This is a genomic window from Agrobacterium sp. O3.4 (assembly GCF_041414895.1).
Lineage (GTDB): Bacteria > Pseudomonadota > Alphaproteobacteria > Rhizobiales > Rhizobiaceae > Agrobacterium > Agrobacterium cucumeris.
Window position 1 is genome coordinate 215,265 of record NZ_JALPZP010000001.1, and the last position, 20,410, is coordinate 235,674.

20 protein-coding genes and 2 pseudogenes are annotated in these 20,410 nt (G+C 59.0%); 10 read left to right on the forward strand and 12 right to left on the reverse strand.

The window, feature by feature from the left end:
* Position 1: 1 nt before the first annotated feature.
* From hydA to M0412_RS01010, 3 genes are all read right to left on the reverse strand, one after another.
* Complete coding sequence (gene hydA, locus M0412_RS01000) at positions 2-1,459, reverse strand: dihydropyrimidinase (RefSeq protein WP_269701879.1); 1,458 nt, start codon at positions 1,457-1,459, stop codon at positions 2-4.
* Positions 1,456-1,890, reverse strand: a complete 435-nt coding sequence (locus M0412_RS01005; protein WP_269701881.1) for an endonuclease domain-containing protein — start codon at positions 1,888-1,890, stop codon at positions 1,456-1,458. Before M0412_RS01005 ends, hydA begins: the two co-directional genes overlap by 4 nt.
* Positions 1,891-2,078: 188 nt before the next feature.
* On the reverse strand, positions 2,079-3,326 hold the full coding sequence (locus M0412_RS01010; RefSeq protein ID WP_269701883.1) for a Zn-dependent hydrolase: 1,248 nt from the start codon (positions 3,324-3,326) through the stop codon (positions 2,079-2,081).
* A 260-nt stretch (positions 3,327-3,586) separates the two neighbouring features.
* Here M0412_RS01010 and rutR point away from each other — a divergent pair, with 260 nt between their 5' ends.
* From rutR to M0412_RS01025, 3 genes and pseudogenes are all read left to right on the forward strand, one after another.
* Positions 3,587-4,228 (forward strand): HTH-type transcriptional regulator RutR, encoded by a 642-nt coding sequence (gene rutR / locus M0412_RS01015; protein WP_142840491.1) that lies wholly within the window; start codon positions 3,587-3,589, stop codon positions 4,226-4,228.
* Positions 4,229-4,482: 254 nt separating this feature from the next.
* Positions 4,483-4,806: pseudogene (locus M0412_RS01020) on the forward strand (DUF2325 domain-containing protein); the annotation flags it as partial.
* The gene (locus tag M0412_RS01025) at positions 4,787-5,074 is read left to right on the forward strand and encodes a hypothetical protein (protein WP_269701886.1); all 288 of its coding nucleotides are present in this window, start codon (positions 4,787-4,789) and stop codon (positions 5,072-5,074) included. The pseudogene M0412_RS01020 and the gene M0412_RS01025, both read left to right, overlap by 20 nt.
* Before the next feature lie 6 nt (positions 5,075-5,080).
* Here M0412_RS01025 and M0412_RS01030 read toward each other — a convergent pair whose 3' ends face one another.
* The 5 genes and pseudogenes from M0412_RS01030 to uppO all read right to left on the reverse strand — a co-directional run bounded on the left by M0412_RS01030 (position 5,081) and on the right by uppO (position 8,049).
* Positions 5,081-5,446: a DUF423 domain-containing protein gene (locus M0412_RS01030; RefSeq protein ID WP_269701888.1), complete on the reverse strand. Its 366-nt coding sequence runs from the start codon at positions 5,444-5,446 to the stop codon at positions 5,081-5,083.
* The gene (locus M0412_RS01035; RefSeq protein ID WP_269701889.1) at positions 5,443-5,844 is read right to left on the reverse strand and encodes a group II truncated hemoglobin; all 402 of its coding nucleotides are present in this window, start codon (positions 5,842-5,844) and stop codon (positions 5,443-5,445) included. Before M0412_RS01035 ends, M0412_RS01030 begins: the two co-directional genes overlap by 4 nt.
* 103 nt (positions 5,845-5,947) lie before the next feature.
* Positions 5,948-6,301 (reverse strand): annotated as a pseudogene (locus tag M0412_RS01040) (DUF86 domain-containing protein).
* A complete protein-coding gene (locus tag M0412_RS01045) occupies positions 6,301-6,597 on the reverse strand; it encodes a nucleotidyltransferase family protein (RefSeq protein ID WP_142840487.1) in 297 nt (98 codons plus the stop codon). The pseudogene M0412_RS01040 and the gene M0412_RS01045 overlap by 1 nt, the downstream one beginning before the upstream one ends.
* 36 nt (positions 6,598-6,633) lie before the next feature.
* A complete protein-coding gene (gene uppO / locus M0412_RS01050; protein WP_269701892.1) occupies positions 6,634-8,049 on the reverse strand; it encodes a polysaccharide biosynthesis phosphomannomutase UppO in 1,416 nt (471 codons plus the stop codon).
* 257 nt (positions 8,050-8,306) lie between these two features.
* Here uppO and uppM point away from each other — a divergent pair, with 257 nt between their 5' ends.
* The gene (uppM, locus tag M0412_RS01055) at positions 8,307-9,932 is read left to right on the forward strand and encodes a polysaccharide biosynthesis protein UppM (protein WP_269701894.1); all 1,626 of its coding nucleotides are present in this window, start codon (positions 8,307-8,309) and stop codon (positions 9,930-9,932) included.
* A gap of 19 nt (positions 9,933-9,951) precedes the next feature.
* Here uppM and M0412_RS01060 read toward each other — a convergent pair whose 3' ends face one another.
* Entirely contained in the window at positions 9,952-10,161 is a 210-nt protein-coding gene (locus M0412_RS01060; protein ID WP_161991256.1) for a hypothetical protein, read from the reverse strand.
* A 246-nt stretch (positions 10,162-10,407) separates the two neighbouring features.
* Between M0412_RS01060 and uppL the strand changes: the two genes are divergently transcribed.
* Both uppL and M0412_RS01070 read left to right on the forward strand, forming a co-directional pair.
* Positions 10,408-11,202 (forward strand): polysaccharide biosynthesis UDP-hexose transferase UppL, encoded by a 795-nt coding sequence (gene uppL, locus M0412_RS01065; RefSeq protein WP_269702234.1) that lies wholly within the window; start codon positions 10,408-10,410, stop codon positions 11,200-11,202.
* Positions 11,203-11,427: 225 nt separating this feature from the next.
* Positions 11,428-11,673, forward strand: coding sequence for a hypothetical protein (locus tag M0412_RS01070; protein ID WP_269701897.1), 246 nt, complete (start codon positions 11,428-11,430; stop codon positions 11,671-11,673).
* A gap of 24 nt (positions 11,674-11,697) precedes the next feature.
* Here M0412_RS01070 and uppJ read toward each other — a convergent pair whose 3' ends face one another.
* Positions 11,698-12,642: a polysaccharide biosynthesis UDP-hexose transferase UppJ gene (gene uppJ, locus M0412_RS01075; RefSeq protein WP_269701899.1), complete on the reverse strand. Its 945-nt coding sequence runs from the start codon at positions 12,640-12,642 to the stop codon at positions 11,698-11,700.
* 8 nt (positions 12,643-12,650) lie between these two features.
* Positions 12,651-13,562 carry a polysaccharide biosynthesis endo-1,4-beta-xylanase UppH gene (gene uppH / locus M0412_RS01080; protein ID WP_269701901.1) on the reverse strand — a complete coding sequence of 304 codons (912 nt, stop codon included), beginning with the start codon at positions 13,560-13,562 and terminating at the stop codon, positions 12,651-12,653.
* Positions 13,563-13,774: 212 nt separating this feature from the next.
* Here uppH and uppI point away from each other — a divergent pair, with 212 nt between their 5' ends.
* The gene (uppI, locus tag M0412_RS01085) at positions 13,775-14,845 is read left to right on the forward strand and encodes a polysaccharide biosynthesis UDP-hexose transferase UppI (protein WP_269701903.1); all 1,071 of its coding nucleotides are present in this window, start codon (positions 13,775-13,777) and stop codon (positions 14,843-14,845) included.
* A 2-nt stretch (positions 14,846-14,847) separates the two neighbouring features.
* Entirely contained in the window at positions 14,848-15,927 is a 1,080-nt protein-coding gene (gene uppG / locus M0412_RS01090; protein ID WP_269701905.1) for a polysaccharide biosynthesis glycosyltransferase UppG, read from the forward strand.
* Between the two features lie 44 nt (positions 15,928-15,971).
* Here the strand turns inward: uppG and M0412_RS01095 are convergent, their stop codons facing one another.
* Positions 15,972-17,042, reverse strand: a complete 1,071-nt coding sequence (locus M0412_RS01095) for a GNAT family N-acetyltransferase (RefSeq protein WP_269702236.1) — start codon at positions 17,040-17,042, stop codon at positions 15,972-15,974.
* Positions 17,043-17,566: 524 nt separating this feature from the next.
* Here M0412_RS01095 and M0412_RS01100 point away from each other — a divergent pair.
* Together M0412_RS01100 and M0412_RS01105 are read left to right on the forward strand one after the other, a co-directional pair.
* Entirely contained in the window at positions 17,567-18,919 is a 1,353-nt protein-coding gene (locus M0412_RS01100) for an O-antigen ligase (protein ID WP_269701907.1), read from the forward strand.
* Positions 18,920-19,193: 274 nt separating this feature from the next.
* Positions 19,194-20,393: an MFS transporter gene (locus tag M0412_RS01105; RefSeq protein WP_269701909.1), complete on the forward strand. Its 1,200-nt coding sequence runs from the start codon at positions 19,194-19,196 to the stop codon at positions 20,391-20,393.
* Positions 20,394-20,410: the final 17 nt, after the last annotated feature.

Here is a 20,410-nt window from a genome sequence, read left to right on the forward strand (position 1 = left end):
GTTACACACCCGATGCCGGAATGCCGCTGCGTTCCACCCGGCGCGGCGAAACGAGTTCCTTCCAGGTGGAAAGCGCCCGGCTGACGGCGGGGTAGGGATCGCGGGCGATAAACTGGCCGTGGCCCGGCTGGGTTTCGATGCTGCCCTCCTCGATGCTGACGAGACCGCGCGACAGGGTGAAGCGCGGCAGCCCCCTGATCTTTTGTCCCTCAAAGACATTGTAGTCGATGGCCGATTGCTGGCTCGCCGCGCTGATGGTCTTTTTCAGTGCCGGATCCCAGACGACGATATCGGCATCGCTGCCAACGAGGATTGCGCCCTTTTTCGGATAGATGTTGAGGATCTTGGCGATGTTGGTGGAGGTGACGGCGACGAATTCGTTCATCGTCAGACGTCCAGTCACCACACCATGGGTCCAGAGCAGCGGCATGCGATCTTCGAGCCCGCCGGTGCCGTTTGGTATCTTGCGGAAATCACCCAGCCCGAAGCGTTTCTGTTCGGTGGTGAAGGCGCAATGGTCGGTCGCCACACATTGCAGCGACCCGGAGGCGAGACCCGCCCAGAGACTGTCCTGATGCTGGTGGTTGCGGAAGGGCGGCGACATGACCCGGCGGGCGGCGTGATCCCAGTCGGGATTGGCATATTCGCTTTCATCGAGGGTCAGGTGCTGGATCAGTGGCTCGCCATAAACCCGCATGCCGTTTTGGCGGGCGCGGCGGATCGCTTCATGCGCCTGCTCGCAGGAGGTGTGGACGACGTAAAGCGGCGCGCCGGCCATATCGGCGATGATGATGGCGCGGTTGGTGGCCTCGCCTTCCACCGAGGGCGGGCGGGAATAGGCATGCGCTTCCGGCCCGGTATTGCCTTCCGCCATCAGCTTCTCCTGCATCTGCGCGACGATATCGCCGTTTTCCGCATGCACGAAGGGAAGGGCGCCCAGTTCGGCGCAGCGCGAGAAAGAGGCGAACATCTCGTCGTCATTCACCATCAGTGCGCCCTTATAGGCCATGAAGTGCTTGAAGGAGTTGATGCCCTTTTCCAGAACCACTGTCTTCATGTCGTTGAAGACCTGCTCGCCCCACCAGGTAACGGCCATGTGGAAGGAATAGTCGCAATTGGCCCGCGTCGCCTTGTTGTCCCAGCGCTGCAGGGCGTCGAGAAGCGGTTGGCCGGGCTCCGGCAGGCAAAAATCCACCACCATGGTTGTTCCGCCGGCCAGTGCCGCCCGCGTGCCGCTCTCGAAATCATCGGCGGAATAGGTGCCCATGAACGGCATTTCCAGATGCACATGCGGATCGATGCCGCCGGGCATGACGTAACATCCGGTAGCATCGAGGATGGTGCCGCCGGTGAGATCAAGCCCGATCTCGGTGATTTTGCCACCTTCGATTTTTACATCGGCCTTGTAGGTGAGGTCGGCGGTAACGATGGTGCCGTTCTTGATGATGGTGGCGGTCATTGAACTGTGTTCCCGGTGGCGAGGGCTGGCGAATAGCGGTCGGGATGATCAGGCGGGAAAGTCTTAGTGTTCAGCACGGCGAGGATGGTGTTGAGCGTAAAGGAAAGCTCTTCGAAGATTTCGTGGTTCCAGAACCGTAGAACCGCATAGCCGTGATTGTTGAGCCAGAGCGTTCTTTGCCGGTCATGCATGGAAGAGGCGTGCTGTGATCCGTCAAGCTCGACAACCAGCATTTGTTCGCGGCAGACGAAATCGGCGATGTAAGGGCCAAGAGGGACTTGTCGGCCGAATTTGAAACCGTTCAACCGCCGGTCCTTCAGTTCGTACCAGAGGCGGTATTCGGCGTCGGTCTCGTCGCGGCGGAGTTTTCGGGCTTGTGCAGTTTTGCCGGAGTGGCGTTTTGCTGCTTTTTTACCGGTGTGGTCTGCCATGACCCTTGCCCCCTCATCCGGCCCTTCGGGCCACCTTCTCCCCGGCGGGGAGAAGAATAGGGAGGAACCGTCGCATATTTCTGTGACATCGATGGTCGGGGTGAGGGGCTTGACACGGGTTTCTTCTCCCCGCCGGGGAGAAGGTGGCCCGAAGGGCCGGATGAGGGGGCTTGGCCTCGTGGGTACGATCATTCCACGATCTCCGCCGTCTCCAGCACCGCATGCAGCAGCACGTCGCAACCGGCTTTTGCCCATTCGGGCGAAATCTCTTCTGCTTCATTGTGGGAAAGCCCGTCCACACAGGGGCAGAAGATCATGGTGGAGGGGGCGACCCTTGCGGTCCAGCAGGCATCGTGGCCGGCGCCGGAGATGATGTCCATGTGGCTGTAGCCGAGTTTTTCGGCGGCAGCGCGTACCCGGCCCACCAGCACGGGGTCGAAGGTAACCGGATCGAAATGGCCGATGGCTTCGATCGCGCAGCCGACGCCGAGTTCTTCGGCGATCACTGGCACTTCGCGCTCGAAGATGGCGCGCATGCTGTCCAGTTTCGCCTGCGAAGGCGTTCTGAGGTCGATGGTGAAAACCACCTTGCCGGGCAGCACATTGCGGGAATTGGGGGTGAAAATCATCTGGCCGACGCCGGCGACAGCGCCCGGCTGGTGAGCCATTGCCACTTCCTGCACCTTTTCGAGAATGCGGGCGGCGGCAAGGCCGGCATTGACGCGCATGGCCATCGGGGTGGAGCCGGTATGGGCTTCCTTGCCGTTGAGTGTCACTTCCAGCCACCACAGGCCCTGGCAATGGGTGACGACGCCGATCTGTTTGTCCTGCGCCTCCAGAATGGGTCCCTGCTCGATGTGATATTCGAAATAGGCGTGCATTTTACGCGCGCCGACATCTTCATCGCCCAGCCAGCCGATGCGTTCCAGCTCGTCGCCATAGGTCTTGCCGTCTGTATCGGTGCGGCTATAGGCGTAATCGAGATCATGGATACCGGCAAAAACGCCTGACGCCAGCATGGCGGGCGCAAAACGCGCGCCTTCCTCGTTCGACCAGTTGGTGACAACGATGGGGTGCCGTGTTTTGATGTTGAGGTCGTTGAGGCTGCGCACCACTTCCAGCCCGGCCAGCACACCGAGCACGCCGTCATATTTGCCGCCCGTCGGCTGGGTGTCGAGATGGCTGCCGATATAGACAGGAAGCGCGTCCGGATCCTCACCGGCGCGGGTGGCGAACATGGTGCCCATGCGGTCGACGCCAAGCGTCAGGCCCGCCGCCTCGCACCAGCGCTTGAACAGATGGCGGCCTTCTCCGTCCTCATCCGTCAGTGTGCGGCGATTATTGCCGCCGGCGATACCGGGGCCGATCTTCGCCATGTCCATCAGACTATCCCACAGACGGTCGCCATTGACCGTCAAGTTCTTACCCGCCGCCATGAAATGTCGTCCTCACCTGTTTTGTTTTTATCGAAGCAAAGCTTGTGCCGTTCCCGTTTTTGCCGGCTAAGATAACAGCCATTGCCTTGTGCTGGCGATGATGGATAAATTGACCGGCTGGTAAACAATGCAAATTTGCGATGACGTCAGCAAGGGACTTTTGTGACGAATCGCACTAATTTTGCCTAAACTGTACGCGTCGATTATTTTTTAATCATACTGTAGCGGCAATTGCATCGAAAAGAAACAGAGAGCAGAGAATGGCCATACCGCGCGCAGCGAAAACACAGAAGCGGACCCGCATTCAGGAGGAAAAGCAGGAAGCTATCCTCGAGGCAGCGCTCAGTGTCTTTTCCATCAACGGCTTTCGTGGTTCCACCATAGACCAGATTGCCGAGGCGGCCGGCATGTCCAAGCCGAATGTGCTTTATTATTTCCGCACCAAGGAGGCGATGCATCGTGCCCTCATCGAGCGGGTGCTGGATACATGGCTTGATCCGCTCAGGGCTTTTGATGCCGAGGGTAATCCTGAAAGCGAAATCCGCTCCTATATTCGCCGCAAGCTGGAAATGTCGCGGGATTTTCCGCGCGAAAGCCGGCTGTTCGCCAATGAAATCCTGCAGGGCGCGCCGCATATCGAAGATGAGCTGAAAGGGCCTCTCAAACAACTGGTGGATGAAAAGGCCGAGGTGATCCGTGCCTGGGTGAAGGCCGGGCGGATTGCCAAATGTGACCCCTACCACCTCATCTTTTCAATCTGGTCGACCACCCAGCATTATGCGGATTTTGATGTGCAGGTGCGGGCGGTGCTGGGTGACAGGCACGGCGGCGATGGCCGTTTTGAAGATGCGGCCCGGCATCTGGAGCAGCTTTTCATCGGTGGATTGCGGCTAAACGGCTAAGCGGGACGGGTTCTCGCGAATATGTGATCGATGTTTTGTGTCAAAACATGAGGAAAATGATCACCTTTATACTTTACTCTAAAACTCATCTTTATTATGGTGCCGCTATCCCGAATGTCCGGGGCATGAAAAATCAACCGGCAGGTGAGGGAATGGCACGCAAGGAAAAGAAGAAGGCCGAACGCGGCGGCAAGCAGGGCAAAGGCGCGCCTCAAAACGAAAAGGACGTGGCCGAACAGCAGCTTTCCGGACCGAAGAGCTTTCTTTATGTTGGCGGCCGTGACTGTCAGGTTGCCCATCTTCGCCAGATCGCCAGCAATTTCGGCGCCGAACTGATCCATCACGATGGCGGCCTGCGTGAAGCGGTGTCGCGCATCGATACCGTGCTTCCTTCCGTCGACTGCGTTTTCTGCCCGATCGACTGTATCAGCCACGATGCGTGTCTGCGGGTGAAGTCGGGTTGCAAGAAATTCGGCAAGACGTTCATTCCGCTGCGCAATGGCAGCAAATCCAGTCTGGAGCGGGCGCTGCAGACCATGAATGAACGGACCTCCAGCGATGAGCGACGAGCGCAATAATTTCCATGATGATGAGCCCGCGGCAGCAGAAGCCTGCCGCGTGGAACTGCACAAGATGGCCGAACAGGGCGCAGATCCGGCCCTGACGGATATGTATGAAATCGTCGGCGAACGGGAGCGGCGCAACCGCGCGGCGGCCGCCGACAGCAATGTGGTGACCTTTCCCCATCTGCGCACCCGCCAACCCGGCGAAACGCCTTCCTTCGCCCTCGGCGAAGCGGCTGAAGGCGGCCGCAACATCCTGTCGTTTCGCTGGAGGCGTCGTTAAGGCCGATCAGCCTTTCGGCTTCAAAAATGCCCCGGCGCAGAGCACGAGCCATCCGGCGATCATGCCAAGGCCACCCGTGGGTGCGGCGAAGGGAAACAGGCTGTGGCCGGAAAAATGCCTGACGACGAGATCACCGACAAAGATCGCGGTGCCCAACCCCAGGATCAGGCCGGCCGGAATGGCGGTCCTGATACGGTCCGCACCGATATGGAGCGCCACCAGCACCGGGGCATGCGCCAGCGCCATGGCCGAGGCATTGCCCAGCATATAGGTCTCGCCCGTATGCGTGGCGGCGGCAGCAAGCATGACGCCGGCGGCACCCAGAAGGCCGCCGAGCAAAAGAATGAAGGCGCGCAATCTGTCGTGGGTCATGGGTTTTCCGCTTCCTGATTCTGCATATGAAAAGCCAGCCGCTCCACCGGCGCCCAGATGATCTCGCGCAGCTTGGGGTTCTCGATGGTCTCGTCCATGGAGCGGCGGAAGCAGAGCAGCCATTCATCGCGCTCGGCAGGGCCGATGGGCGCGACGAAATGGCGGCGGCGCAACATCGGGTGGCCGTGTTTCTCGACATAGACGGGCGGTCCGCCAAGATATCCCGTCAGATAATCGTAAAACTTCGCCTCACTGCCGGAAAGATCGGCAGGGTGGATGGCACGGCAATGCGCCGCCTCCGGCAGGGTGTCCATCAATTCATAAAAGCGCCGGGTCAGGGCCTTGACGGTCGCATCGCCGCCGATCGCTTCATAAAGGGTAGTGGTCTCGCCGCTCATCATCCGCCTCGTCTGGCCCTGCGGTCCTTATCGCTTTCTCAAGCGGGAAGAGCAACAAGGAAAGGTGGGATGCGACATTTGCGACATTGTGCTGATCGACCCCTCAGTTTTCGGGCCCGACGTATCGTTGAATAGCCTGAACGGCGATTTTGAGTGGCGCGATATGTTCTGTCACCACGGCCCAAACCACATCGTCCGCGATCTTGTGGTATTCATGGCGGAGAATATTGCCGATCCCGCGAATCTGTTTTCATGGGATGTCCGGCGCGAGGTCCAGCAATTCCTCCGGTATGTGCCGTGATGCCTCGGAAACGATCTCCAAGGCGCGCTGTACAGCAAGCTTGAGGAGCCAATTTTGCTGAAAATCAGCAAGTGACAGGCCTGCAGTGTGGGTCTCAATGCCGTTTATGGCCTCCAGAATTTCAGAGAGAACTGGCCCGACCCTGCGTCTGATCATCAAAATATCCGTACTGCGGATCGCTCGATGTCATTCCGGAGCAGCGGGTGGAGGCTGTTGCGTGTCGTCACGTCCACTTCCACCGCCAGCTCTTCTTCCAGAAACTGCTTGATACCGACGAGATCGAGCAATGAGAAACGGCGGCTCGGATCATAATCGATAAAGATGTCCAGATCGCTTGAACCAAGGGCTTCATCGCGGGCCGTCGATCCAAAAATATAGAGCGACGTTGCGCCCATGCTTTTGACCGCATGGGCGTGCCGCTTGAGTTTTCTGATCGCGTCCGTTCTCTTCATGCGTTCAGCTTATATCATCCCGCATGCGCCATCCACTCATCCAAAATTGCGGATGAGATCGAGCCCCTTGTTCAGAAGTGTTTCGGCTTCGCCCTGATTGGCGGCTTCGACGTAGCAGCGCATTTCGGGCGCGTTGCCGGAAGGGCGGAAGTGGATGGTGCTGCCGTCGGTGAGCGCCACGCGCAGGCCGTCGATGTCGCTCAGCGTCTTCACCTTGCCGACCGGGGCGAGGAAAGCCTCGAGATTGTCGCGCGAAGCGCGCAGATGCGTCATCAGGGCGGCGCTTTTTTCCTGGGCGAAATTCTCCAGACGGTCGGCGGCGGCGACCGGCAGATTGTAGGCGGCGGCGATCTCCGACAGCGGCTTTTTCTGTTCGGCCGACAGAAGCAGCACGGCGAGAACCGGCAGAAAGCTGTCACGCGTCGGCAGCGGCGAGACTGCCCTGCCGTTGAGGGTGAAGGCTGAAGCCGTGAGCAGGCCGCCATTGGCCTCGAAGCCCATGACGCCGTTTCTGCCGGCGGCAAGCGCCTCTGCCATACCTGCGATGACGAAAGGCGAGCCGACCCTGGTGCGAACGACCTCGAAGGAACCGCTCGCTTCAATGCCGGAATTGGAGGTGACGGGGGTGACGACCACACCGGCATCGAGGAAATTGGCGGTGATGAGCCCGATCAGGTCGCCGCGCAGCGGCACGCCGTTTTCATCGGCAAGCAGCGGGCGATCGCCGTCACCGTCAGCGGAAACGATGGCGTCGAGACCATGTTCCGGCGCCCACTTCTTGAGAAGCGTAAGTGTTTCCGGCGAGACCGCCTCGGTATCAACAGGAATGAAGCTCTCCGAGCGGCCGAGCGCCACGACGTCGGCGCCATAATGGGCGAGAACGTCGACGAAGAGATCGCGCGCCACGGTGCTGTGCTGGTAAACGCCGATCTTGAGGCCCGACAACGCCTTTTCCGGCAGCAGCGCGATGTTGCGTTCGTAAAACAGTTCGGCTGCGATTGCGGAATGGTCTTCCGTCGTCGCGGCCTCGTCGCTCATACCTTCGGCTTCGATTTCGGCTGCAAGGGCGGCGATTGCCGTTTCATCCTGCTTGTCGATTTCGCCGTCCGGGCGATAGAATTTGATGCCGTTGCGGTCGGCCGGAATATGCGAACCGGTAATCATCAACGCGCCTGCCTTCAGCGACAGACCGTAAAGCGCCAGGGCGGGTGTCGGCACGGTGCCGCAATCGAGCGGTGTGAGACCGGCCTTTTTCAGCGCGGCGATGCAGGTTGCCGAAACATCGGGGCTCGAATCCCGGAAGTCGCGGGCCACGAGAATGGGATCGCCCGCCTTTGCCTGGCCCGATGTGAGAAGGTGCCTTGCAAATGCCGTGGCATAGACGGCCGAGGCTTTTCCTTTCAGATCGACAGAGAGGCCGCGAAGGCCGCTCGTTCCAAATTTCAGGCTCATGCCAAACTCCGTTTCGATAAAATCTTTGAGGTTCAAATGGATAATATAAAAATATAACGGCTGAAAGAACCGTATTGATCCATTCACGTCAATCATCTCTTTCATGGCGGCCCTGAATGGGCGATGATTGCGGGGATGAAGCGGGTAACCTAAAATTCACCCGTCATATTTAAACTTGTCCGTCTATAGCGGCTGTGGCGACGGTGGAAACCATCTGTTGCCGGCCTTTTTGTGGTTCATTCGAGTTGGATTGGCTGATGTACAGGCTTCAAAAGGCGGGACATAAGCAGGCACGTCCGCTTGATGAAAAAACGGCGCCCGCCGCCAGGCCCCACGGTTCCCTGCTGGACGATCTGGTGGATGAGGACGAGGTTTTCGAACGCACGGTGCTGAAAGAGCATCTGGAGCCGAAACCGGTCGCCGCCGCCGAGCCGCCCCCGGCCGAAAAGCCCGTCAAACCATCCTCGCCGACCGGTAGTCTGGCGGCCGCGCTGCCGGGCCTGAAATACATCGACAGGATCGGTGTGGACGATATCCTCATCTGGCTGCGTAACGGCATTGTCTGGATCGTGCTGGCGATCATTCTCTGCGTCGGCGCCGCACTGACCTACGCTTCCATGACGCCGCCGCGTTACACCGCCTATACGGATATCGTCGTTAATCCCTCCAATCTCAACGTCGTCAATGACGGCGTGTTTTCGCCGAGCCAGCAGCGCGACACCCAGATACTCGAAGTGGAAAGCAAGCTGCGCACCATCACCTCGCGCAACGTGCTGGCGCGGGTGGTGGATGAGCTGAAGCTCGATCAGGATGCCGAATTCATCAATCCGCCGCCGCTTGCCCGGCTGAAGGCGATGTTTTCGTCGAAGCCGGAAGATGGCGACAACCGGGTCGGGGCGCTCCGTTCCCTCGGCGACCGGGTGGCGGCGGAACGCGATCCGCGCTCCTTCGTGGTGACGCTTTCGGTCTGGACCAACGACGCGGAAAAATCCGTGACGGTTTCCAAGGCCATCGTCAAAGCCTTTGAAAGCGAGCTGTTCCAGACGACCTCCGACAGCAGCCAGCGTGTTGTCGACGATCTCAAGAAACGGCTCGAGGAGATGCGCGAAAACGTGACGGCTGCCGAAAAGCGGGTGGCGGATTTCCGTCGTGAGAACGGATTGCAGGAAAACAACGGCCAGCTGGTCAGCAATCTCGCCTCTGGCGAACTGAATGCGCAGGTTCTGGCGGCACAGCAGCGCGTCATTCAGGAAGAATCACGCCTGAAGCAGATGGAAGCGGCGATTGCCCAGAACCGCACGCAGAGCGACGCCATCTTCGACAGCCAGACGATGAACACCATCCGCGCGCAATATAGCACCCTGCAGCAGCAGATCGGCGCGATGACGCTGACCTATGGCGCGCGGCATCCGCGCCTGGCAACCGCGGGGGCGGAGCGCGCCATGCTGGAACGCGGCATGGCGGATGAAGCGCGGCGCATCCTGCAGGCGGCCAAGACCAATGTCGCCGAGGCCCGCTCTTCGCTTGATGCCCTCAGATTGAAAGCGGTGGCGGAACGGGCCAACGTCTTCACCGATAACGAGGCGCAGGTGCGGCTCAGGGATCTGGAGCGCGACGCCAATTCGGCCGCCGCGATCTACGAGACCTATCTTACCCGCTCGCGCCAGCTTGCCGAACAGCAGTCGATCGATTCCACCAATGTGCGGGTGATTTCGCAGCCCGTCGCGCCGAATTCCAGAAGCTGGCCGCCGGGCAAGCTGACCTTCCTGATTGCCGGTGGCGCAGGCGGTCTATTCCTTGGTCTCGGCATTGCCGGGGCGCTCGGGCTCTGGGGTTATCTGCGCCGCAACGATCACGATGAAAGTGCTGCGCGTTACGCCTGATGGGGCCGACCCGTTGCGGTTATTCTTCCGACGTCAGACCGTCATAAACTTCGAGCAGGGCAGCGGCGATGGCGGCACCCAGTGCATTGCCCGCATCGCGAATGCCGGCCTCGTCGCCGTCGCGGACGGAAATGGCGAGATCGGACGCTTCGTTGGCGACGATTTCCTTTGCCCGTTCTATTGCCCAGAGGCCGAAATCGCCGCGGTTGTCGATCGAGATGGTTTCCATGGCCTTGACCTTTTCTGTGGTGTGGGTTCGCGGTTCCTTAACCCATCGGCCGGCAAACCGGAATAGGCGGAAAGAGTGGTCTCAACCTGTGGGCGTGTAAATTGTCGGCTTCAAGCGAAGGGTTTATAAAAATATTAATGATAGTTCTTCGTAGTGTTTGAAGCCTTATACTCTAAGCATATGTGTGACTATAACAATGAAACGACGCCTATCTTGGACACCGGACAGATTATGACAGGGAGCGAAATGCCGGATGCGAAAGGGCCGAACAAGACCTGGCCCGTCATTCCGCTTGCGGCTTTACCCATCACTGACGCGACGATTGAAGAAACGGCGGAGGATTTCATCCTGCGGGCGGGGCGTGTGCGCGCTACCGGCGCAAGGCCGTTCTATTCGACCTCGGCGAACGGTCAGGTCATTGCGCTTTGCCATCACGACAGGGAATTTGACGCCATGCTACGGCAGGCGGACCAGATTCATGCCGACGGCATGTCACTGGTAATCTTTTCCCGCAAGTTCTGTCCGAATGCACTGCGCGAACGCGTTGCGACGACGGATCTCGTTCATGCGGTTGCCCGCCGGGCCGAAGAGACGGGTGCGCGGTTTTATTTCCTCGGTGGCTCCGAAGAGGTCAACCGCGCCGCAGTCGAGGAAATGCAGAGGCTTTATCCGCGTCTGGTCTTTTCCGGGCGGCGCAACGGTTATTTCAACCGGGACGAAGAAGAGGCGATCCTTGCCGATGTCGTGGCAGCGCAGACCGATATTCTCTGGGTCGGCTTCGGTATTCCGCTGGAGCAACGTTTCGTTTCGCGCAATCTGGACAGGCTTTCCGGCGTTGCCGTGGTCAAGACCTGCGGTGGCCTGTTCGATTTTCTCGCCGGCAAGAACAGCCGCGCGCCGCAATGGATGCAGGATATGGGGCTGGAATGGCTCTACAGGGCGATGCTTGAGCCGAGACGCCTTGGCAAACGTTACCTGTTGACCAATCCGATCGCTATATATTCGCTTCTGAAGCACAGCTACCGGGCTTCGGGACGCTGACGAAGCGGAGAGGAAACGGCGGCTTTGCCATCGTCCGTTTTGCCATCCGCACCTTTGATTGCGCAGCGGATTTTTTGAAAACCGCGCGCGCCAGTCTATATGAGATCACCCTAACGTATTGAAACGATGCGCCTTGCCGCTGAAATTCGTTGCAACTGCGCGCAACGGCGCTACACTGGGAAAATATTATAAATTTATTCGAATCAGAGATATTTGAGGGCAGCGATGGTCATTACGTCCATTTCTCTTTTTGTTTATGGGATTGGCACTGTTACCTCTCTCGCCATGACCTATATTGAAGGCGCTCGCCGCGACAGGGATTGGGATTTTTACCGGGTGACCGGTATCGTGCTTTGTTTCTTTTGGCCGGTTCTCGTTCCGCTTCTCATTCTTGCAGCCGTCTTTTCTTCCCTCGGTTTCCAGAAACGCATGAATGCGCTTTCGCTGGGCAGGGAAAAAACGCTGGGCTGATACGGGCACCCGTAATGAGGAATATCAGGTCTTTTTCACCGGCGCCTTATAGGGCGTGAGCGTGATGCCCAGGCTCGCCATCACGCGGCCGAGGGACATCAGCGGCGGATGGGTGGCGGGCAGCAGCGCCCCGGTTTTCAGGAAAGCGGCAACAGCGCGGATAAGCGAGAGGCCCAGGCTGACGACGTTCTTGGCGGCAAGCAGCAGTCCACCCTTGAGGCCGGGACGGCGAGCGCGGTCGATGCTGTAATTGATGATGCCGGTTCTGAGCGAGCGCTCCATGATCCAGCGCGGTGCCATGCGGTTTTCCGGCACATATTCGATGATGAGGGCCTGAGCGCTCCAGGCGAATTTGAAACCGGCCTTGCGGCAGCGGGTGAAGAAATCCATATCGCCGCCGCCGAGGAAATTGAACCGCACGTCGAATTCCGGTTTCGGCAAGCTCTCGAAAATTTTTCGCGAAATCAGACAATTGCCCGATCCATGGATCTGCTCGACGGGACCGGTCGGCGCTTCGATGGAGCCGAACAGCGGATGTGACAGCACTGCCTTTGGCGCGGGTGCGTCGAATTCACGGTTGACCGGTCCGCCGACGATATCGGCGCCGAAGGACTTGGCCGCCGACACCATTTCGGCGAGCCAGACGGGGGAGGCGGCCTCGTCATCATCGATCATCAGGAACCATTGAGCGGATGGATAGCTCTGCCGGGCGGTGCGGAAGGCGGTATTGATGGCGTAACAATTGCCCTGTGTCGGCTCCACCAGCGTCTGGCCGGCCATGCCGCTTTCACCAAAAAACGCACGCGCGACGGCAAGGCCCTGCTGGCCTGCGCCATCATTATCGACCACGACGATGGCGAAGGGAAAATCGACCTTCTGGGCCGCCAGCGACAAAAGCGTCTTTCGCAGGCCTTCGGGCCGGCGGAAACTGGGAATGCACACCACCGCTTCCGGCATGATCTCGGGCATGGAAACTCCTAAATACCGGCAAGCGCTGCGGCGGAAAAAACGACGGCCCTGAGGCTTTGGCGGGGGCGATGAATGAGCGTATCGGCAAGTGCCTTAAAGGCCTCGCGGTAACGGCGGGCGCGGAAAGCCTGCGCCACGGTATAGGCATTCATGTGGTTTTCGGATTTGTGGCGAAGCCGCCGCAGTTCCTGCGGGGAAATGGCGGCGACGATGGCGGCGTCGGAAAACACCGCCTCGATGGCCGGCTCGCAATCCCGGAAGGTCAAAAGCCGGTTCATCATCACGCTCGTCCGGTGCACCCGGTAATCGAGAACGTGGCAGCCGGGCAGATAGACAAAGCGGCCGGCGGCGGCGAGCCTGCACCAGCCATACCAGTCTTCCGCATAACGCAATGTCTCGTCAAAGCCGCCGAAATCCTGAAAGATGCGGGTCCTGACCAGCATGATGCCGCCATTGACGATGAAGTTCCCGCCCAGCAGCGGCTGGAGGATAAAACCGTCAGGCTTTTCACGGCGGCGAATGAGATTGCGCCGGCCGATCTTGGCGCCGTTTTCGTCGATGCGCTCATAATCGCCATAGACGGCAACGACGTCGGGGCCGGAGATACCGGCGCAAAGAGCGGCGATGGCACCCGGCTTCAGCCGGTCGTCGGCATCGAGAAACATCGTCCATTCGCCGCGTGCCTGCGACAGGCCGAAATTGCGCACGGCGGAAACGCCCTGCCGGCCCTGCGGCCGGGCGAGCAATTTGACCCGTGGATCGGAAAAACCTTCCACCTTCTGCGCGGTGGTATCGGTGGAGCCGTCATCGACCACCAGCACCTCGCGGATGGTCTCGCCCTGAAGCAGGACGCTTTCGATCGCTTCCACGATGTAACGCTCGCCGTTGCGAACGGGAATGACAATCGAAACGGAAACCAAGGTTTTCAACTCCATAAGGGTGGGCCAAGAATTCGCACAGCGAAGTTACTACCGGATTAAGCGGACCTCGCCAATTATGACGTGGTATAGCGTCGGTTAACCTTGCAAATCTTTAATATCCTTTTGGCATGATCGAGATGTTATGTTTTGAGAATTAGAGCGTGGTTGCGTCCTTTCGGACGTTGATACGCGAGGGTTGCGGAGGCGGGTGAATGCGGATCGGGCGGCGGAATTTTCTGGGCGGTGCGGCGAGTGCCGGCCTGTTGCATGCCATGGCCGGCCCGACCCTTGCCGCGCAGAAGAAAGCGCCGGTCAAAACTGCCCCTTATGGTGCGGCGGTTTATCTGCCGGATCTCAATGCCGATAGCCGCATTGGCGAGGCTGTTGTCAAATATTGCTCGCGCATCACCCCGGTTACCGAAATGAAATGGGAGGTCATGCGGCCTTCCGCTGACGTGTTCGATTTCGCCGCCGCGGATGCAATCGCCAACTTTGCGCGCCAGCACAAGCTTTCCATGCACGGCCATCCGCTGATCTGGTACGCCTCCAACGCGCCCTGGCTTGCGAGTATCGGCGGCGGCGGCAAGGTCGAGAAGCTGATGGAGACCCATATCGTCAAGGTGATGGAGCGTTACAAGGACGTGATCCACAGCTGGGACGTGGTCAATGAGCCGATCCCCGATGTGCCGGGCAATGTGCGCGCGCGGCGGGATGCCTGGTATTACGGGGCGGGATCGGACGCCATCAAGAAGGCCTTCGATATTGCGCATGCAGTCGATCCGAAGGCGCAGCTCGTTCTCAACGAATATGATGTGGAATTCGCGGTTGAAAAATCGCCGGCCAAACGCGCGGCCTTCCGCAACCTTATTCTCGAATTGCTTGAGAAGGGCGCGCCGATCAACGCCATCGGCCTGCAGGGACATCTGCGCGGCGGCTGGCCGATCGCCAAGGACGAGCTTGCCGCGTTCGCTACGGAAATGCGCAGCTACGGTCTTGCCATTCTGGTGACCGAGCTGGATGTGATGGACCAGACGCTGCCCGGCCCGGAGGCCGAGCGCGATATGCTGATCAACGGCCAGGTCCTCGATTTTCTGGAAGCGGCCTCGGCGGGTGGCGGGCTTTCCTCGATCACGACCTGGGGTATTTCGGACCAATATAGCTGGATACGCTGGGCCTATCCGCGCCGGGACGGCACGCCCAACCGGCCGCTGCCGCTGGACTGGAGCTTCAACGAAAAACCGATGATGGCCGTCATCAATGAATTCCGGAACCGTGGTGCATGAGCATGAGTGCTGAAACGTCGCTTCCTCCCGTACAGAAGGCGCTGCAGATCAATCTGCATCCCTTCGATGCTCCGCATGCGGCCCTTACCCTGCCGCATCAGCTGCGGGTCTGGGGCGGTCAGGTGGACCGCATTCTTCTGACTGTTGATACCGGGCAGGTCGGAGCGGGCCGTTACAAGGGCAACGGCTTTGATGCGGCCAGCAAACGCCTTTTCGACATGCTGGAGGAAATGCAGACCAATTATCCGCATCTGCATGTGGATGTGGTTGATTACAGCGATGCGGCGCGCAACCTGGTGGCAAAGACCTTCTTTTCGCGCTCGCCGATCCCCTATCCGGCCAAGGCCTTCGACGGGGGGCCGTTTCATGTGTATTTCTACGGGCTGAAACGCGCCAATGCCCGTTATGTGCTGCATATGGACAGCGACATGATGTTTGGCGGCGGCAGCCAGAGCTGGTTCGAAGAGGCCGTTGCCCTGCAGAAGGCCAACCCGGATGCCCTTTGCATCACGCCATTTTCCGGACCGCCGACGGTGCGCGGCGATCTTGATATTTCCCGCCATGTCGGCATGCCGGGGGTGAGGAACATCCCTGAGCCGCGCAAGCTGCCATCGCGCATCCCGACATGGCGTTTTGCCACTGTCTCCACGCGGCTTTTCATGATCGACATGGACCGCTTCACCAAGCGGATCGGCTCTCTGGAACTGCTGCGGCCCGATGCCAAGCGGCGTATCCGCTCCTATGCCTATAACCAGCAGCCGGTCTCGATGCCCGCCGAAGAGGTGCTGAGCACCAACATGATGCGCGTGGGCGTGCACCGGCTGGATTTTCTCGGGACGGGGAAGGGCATGTATTCGCTACATCCGCCCTATCGCTCGCCGGAATTTTACGCGGCGCTGGGGTCCATCGTCGAGCGTATCGAAAAGGGTGACGTTCCCGAGGGGCAGCTGGGAGACTTCGATATCAACGGCTCGATGGTGGACTGGACCAGCGCGCTGGCAGCCAAGACGCGCTCCAAACGTTATGCAAAGGCGCTGCGCCACCTGATCTCGGCGAATGTCCAGCGTTTCACCAAGGCGTAAAAACGCTTGCAGCCTGCCTTCTGCGCCAAGGGCGTGGGGGCGGCTCAATAGTCGGTTATAAGCTTGCTCCAGCTTTCCGAGCATAGCCCGCCAATATAGATGTCGCCGGCAATCGCTCGATCGCGCAGGGCTTCATCCCGGGTTGCCATGCAGAAATATCCGTCATGGCGAAAGCTCATATGGTTCTGGCGGTACAGCGCGTTTATGAGAAAGGGCTGTGACATGCCGGTGACGTGGGCGTAGTTCTCGTCGTCGAAATGGCGGAACAGGGTGTTGAGCACGTCGTTTTCACGGCCGGCATCGCAGACGAGATTGAGCACATAAGCGGTTCTTCCCGGCTGGCCAAAAAACAGCGCGGCGCCCATGACATGGCCTTCTGCGGTCTCGATCGTCAGGCTTTTCAGTTCACCGAGGCTCTCATTGGCCCTGCTCATTTCTATCAGCCAGTGAAACTCCTCGTGAGACCATTCGGGACGAATGGAAAACCGCTCGATCATCGTCAGCGCCTTGCGGCGGAATGTCTCGAAATCCACGGTTTTTACCCTGGCGCCGGCGACCTGATGCGGCCTCAAGCCTTTTTTCCATGACCGCAGGATACCGTCGATAAATCCAAGCGCCGACAGGGCAAGGGTGGTCTTGGCCAGTTTCGAGCGTCGCGGCATGCGCAGCGCAATCGTGCAGAAGGGCTTGAGGGCCTTGTGCCATTGCAGGCTTTCGATCGGCATCATATTGCCGCCGATCGCCACCCAGTGATCGGCGCTGACGGGGGAGGCCGTGTCCGAAAACAGCATGTCATGTTTCGTTGCCCGCATGCTGCGAGACAGGCGGGCAGCCCCCAGCGCGCCGAGTTTCCCATCTGATGCGAAAGCGCACAATAACCTGGCGGTAATGGCTTTTCCATTCGCGATAAACCGCATGGGGACTGCGAGGATGACGCTAGTGACCCTGTTCTCCCCCGCATCATAGACGACGCTGCCATATTCCGGATCAAATGTGGGGCTGCTGAAGAACAATGTCTCGACATAGGAGCGGAAATCGAAATTTACGTCACGCCCGGTCTTCTTGAAAGCGCTGTTGAGAACCGCCTCGACAGCCTCGACATCGTCCTTGCGCATGGGGCGAATGCCGACCGTTCCGGGCTTGCCCGTGCACCGTGTCGATTGACCGATATCGCCATCGTCCATGTTGGTGTGTCTTGGAACGTCCACCTTAGGTCTCCAGCCTTATGCGCAATTATGAGATCAACTCTAGGATATATCTTAAGTTGTTAATATACGCTAAAGAGAGCCTGGAGTCATACCCTCAATACGCCCAAATTGTCCTTCTGCAGCGCAGATGGAAGTAATTTATTCGAGGTTATATTTCGTTATGATATTAATAAAATCAAATATTTGATATCAATTCACAAAATTGTTTCCGGCGGAAATTCCATCGCTCCCCAAACTGACCTCCAGAATGATGCGCCATTTCTCTGTTTGCGGATCTATCCCTTTATAACAAAAGAAAAAGACGGAATTACTATTCTTCCGTGCATTATGCATAACTAAAAAATAGGATTTTTGCTGGATATTCCTGTGACGGGGATGAAGCATCGGATACGATGTGTGCTGACGTGGAAAAAGGAAGAGAAAAACCCCTTATGGATGCAGCGGACGACGGACAGGGGCGTGGCTATTGGCGGGACGCATTGTTTTATGTGACCTTCCTTTACTTCACGATCGGCTTTTCGCCCTATGTTTCACTTTCCTCCACCTATTCCGGCTCCGCCATGGCAGCCGGCTCCAGCCTTCTCAACCAGCTCACCGCGATCATTCTGCTTTTCAGCTTCGTGGCGTTCATGGCGAAGGAAAAATCATTCTCGATCCTCTTTGCACCGCGCCTGCTGATCGCGGCGATTTTCGGCTGGTATGCATTCACTTCGGTGGTGGGCGAAGCGCCGATGTTCTCGCTGCGGCGGCTGGTCATGTGCGCCATCATCTGTGCGCTTGCCGATGGTTTCCTGCAGTTACCGCGCACCGAGCGGCATTTCACCACCATGCTTGCCTTCTGCGTGTGGATTATCCTGTTCCTGTGCTATTTCGGGATCGCGGCCCTGCCCGGACGGTCGATTCATCAGGTCAGCGATGCGCTGGAGCCGTTTCTTGCGGGCAACTGGCGGGGTGTCTTCAATCACAAGAACGAGGCCGCCTCGATCATGTCGGTGCTGATCATCGTCGGGATCTACCTTTGCAGGCGCTGGTCCTTCTTCGGGGGGATGGTGGTTCTACTGCTGTCGCTGATCTTTCTGGTGAAGTCAGGCGGCAAGACGGCGCTTGGGCTGATGCCGATCATCATCGGTACAGGCTGGTTCATCGTGCGCTGGCCACAATGGCGGTATCTGGTCGTGACCCTGCTGATGGTGGTCTTCACGACGGTGGTGATCGGCACCACTGTCGATCCGGTCTTTTCGCAGATGCTGACCAATATGGGGATCGACGCCAGTTTCACGGGCAGAACCGATATCTGGACCATCGCCATTGATTATATCCATCAGCGACCGGTTCTCGGCTACGGGTATCAGGCCTTCTGGCGCAGCGATGCGCTATTATCGAGCTCCATTGAAAACAACAGCTGGGCGGCGACCGCGCCGGCTGCGCATAATGCCTATTTCGACCTTGTGCTTGCGGCCGGCATTCCGGGCCTGGTGCTGGTGCTGGTGTGGATCTATCTGCTGCCGCTTCATTATCTTGGCAAGATGGATGAGGCCACGCGCAAAAGCCCGCTGACGCGGCTTTATGTCGGCGTCTGGCTTTATGTGCTGCTCTACAGCTTTCTGGAAACGATCCTCATGCTGAGTGCGGGTTTCGTCTGGTTTTTCCTTATCGTCGCCGTGATGGGCCTGCATCTGCAGGCAACTGCCAGCTTGGTCCAGGATGAGAAACGGCGGGAGCCGGCCCGCGCCGATGATGACGGGATAATGGTGCCGAAGCCTCTTTCGCGCCCCACATCATAGGCTGTTCGTTGCGGACGATGTCTGGCGGGACGATGCCGGTTCGTGCCGGTGCGCGCAAGTGCTGATCCGCCGGGCGAGTGGCAGGACTGGAGACGCCATCCGCCGTTGATGGGGTACATTTTTTCATCGCAGCTATTGACCTCAACTAATGTTGAGGAATTATCAGAGCATGGAACACTGTTGAAGGACGTTCCATGAGCGATATCATACTCTCCCTACGGATCATATCTGGCCGCGCCCGCAACCCGCGTTCCCCTTCCAGGGAGGCGTGACGATGGCTGAAAATTCCACGGCGCTGAAAATCACCCTGCTGTTTGTCGCCACACTCACCATCATGGCCGGAACGACGGTTGCGCCCTCGCTGCCCGCCATCGAACAGAACTTCCTGTCGACAGCCAATGTCGGGCTGTTGAGCCGTATGGTGTTGACCTTGCCATCGGTTTTCGTTGCGCTCTGCGCGCCCGTCGCCGGAATGCTGGCGGACCGCTTCGGCCGCAAACGGCTGCTGCTGGGTGCGATCCTGCTTTACAGCCTTTCCGGCATATCCGGTCTTTTTACCGACAGCCTTGCGGGTCTGCTCGGTGGACGGGCGTTTCTGGGTCTGGCGATCGGCGGCATCATGACGATCGGCACGGCGTTGGTGGGCGACTATTTCGAGGGGCCGGCACGGGAGCGTTATCTGGGGCTGCAGCAGGCTTTCACCCAGCTTGGCGGTGTCTTTTTCGTCGTCGCGGGTGGATTGCTGGCAGATATTCACTGGCGCGCACCCTTTGCGGTCTATGCCATCGCCCTGCTCATTCTGCCGGCGGCCCTGCTATTCCTGAAGGAGCCGGCGAGGGGCGATAGCCGCGGCGGGGCGGGCGGGCCGGCTTTTGCGGTCAATTGGCCTCTGGTGGCCGTGCTGGCGGTGGCAGTGTTTCTCGTCAACGCGCTGTTTTACACCATCCCTTCGCAATTGCCGTTTTTCATGCGTGAACTCGGCGTGTTTTCCGGCAGTGTTGCGGGATATGCGATTGGCATCTTCAATCTGGCGGGTGCGCTGACGGCGCTCAATTTTGCAAGATTGCGCAGGCATATGGGTGTGGCCGCCATTCTTGCCGTCGGGCTGGTGCTGATGGCGACGGGATTTGCGCTGCTTGCCATGGCAGACGGGCTGGTTTTCATGCTGTCGGCGGTTGGCGTGGCGGGGCTTGGTCTTGGCCTTGTGATGCCGGCCATCATGTCCACGACGATCATGCTTGCACCGCTGCGGCTGCGCGGGCGTATCGCCGGCATCGTCACGGCATCGATGTTCCTCGGGCATTTCATCTCGCCGCTGGCGAGCCAGCCTTGGATTGCCCGGTTCGGTTTTGCAACGGCCTATCGCGATATCGCGGTGGTCTTTGCCGCCATGACCGGTCTTGCCCTGCTGGCCGCACTGGTTCAGCGCTGGACGATGATGCGCAAAGCTCGGACTTTTGCCCGAAGCGGATGATGGCCTGGCTGGCTGCG

Bases quoted from the DNA above. Each gene is read 5' to 3' on its own strand.
- M0412_RS01025 (WP_269701886.1), top strand. From the start codon at position 4,787: ATGAGCGACGAGCGCAATAATTTCCATGATGATGAGCCCGCGGCAGCA.
- rutR (WP_142840491.1), top strand. From the start codon at position 3,587: ATGGCCATACCGCGCGCAGCGAAAACACAGAAGCGGACCCGCATTCAG.
- uppJ (WP_269701899.1), bottom strand. From the start codon at position 12,642: ATGCCCGAGATCATGCCGGAAGCGGTGGTGTGCATTCCCAGTTTCCGC.
- M0412_RS01005 (WP_269701881.1), bottom strand. From the start codon at position 1,890: ATGGCAGACCACACCGGTAAAAAAGCAGCAAAACGCCACTCCGGCAAA.
- M0412_RS01030 (WP_269701888.1), bottom strand. From the start codon at position 5,446: ATGACCCACGACAGATTGCGCGCCTTCATTCTTTTGCTCGGCGGCCTT.
- uppI (WP_269701903.1), top strand. From the start codon at position 13,775: ATGCGGATCGGGCGGCGGAATTTTCTGGGCGGTGCGGCGAGTGCCGGC.
- uppL (WP_269702234.1), top strand. From the start codon at position 10,408: ATGCCGGATGCGAAAGGGCCGAACAAGACCTGGCCCGTCATTCCGCTT.
- hydA (WP_269701879.1), bottom strand. From the start codon at position 1,459: ATGACCGCCACCATCATCAAGAACGGCACCATCGTTACCGCCGACCTC.
- uppM (WP_269701894.1), top strand. From the start codon at position 8,307: ATGTACAGGCTTCAAAAGGCGGGACATAAGCAGGCACGTCCGCTTGAT.
- M0412_RS01095 (WP_269702236.1), bottom strand. From the start codon at position 17,042: ATGCGCAAGGACGATGTCGAGGCTGTCGAGGCGGTTCTCAACAGCGCT.
- M0412_RS01045 (WP_142840487.1), bottom strand. From the start codon at position 6,597: ATGAAGAGAACGGACGCGATCAGAAAACTCAAGCGGCACGCCCATGCG.
- M0412_RS01035 (WP_269701889.1), bottom strand. From the start codon at position 5,844: ATGAGCGGCGAGACCACTACCCTTTATGAAGCGATCGGCGGCGATGCG.
- M0412_RS01100 (WP_269701907.1), top strand. From the start codon at position 17,567: ATGGATGCAGCGGACGACGGACAGGGGCGTGGCTATTGGCGGGACGCA.
- uppG (WP_269701905.1), top strand. From the start codon at position 14,848: ATGAGTGCTGAAACGTCGCTTCCTCCCGTACAGAAGGCGCTGCAGATC.
- M0412_RS01010 (WP_269701883.1), bottom strand. From the start codon at position 3,326: ATGGCGGCGGGTAAGAACTTGACGGTCAATGGCGACCGTCTGTGGGAT.
- M0412_RS01070 (WP_269701897.1), top strand. From the start codon at position 11,428: ATGGTCATTACGTCCATTTCTCTTTTTGTTTATGGGATTGGCACTGTT.
- uppO (WP_269701892.1), bottom strand. From the start codon at position 8,049: ATGAGCCTGAAATTTGGAACGAGCGGCCTTCGCGGCCTCTCTGTCGAT.
- M0412_RS01105 (WP_269701909.1), top strand. From the start codon at position 19,194: ATGGCTGAAAATTCCACGGCGCTGAAAATCACCCTGCTGTTTGTCGCC.
- M0412_RS01060 (WP_161991256.1), bottom strand. From the start codon at position 10,161: ATGGAAACCATCTCGATCGACAACCGCGGCGATTTCGGCCTCTGGGCA.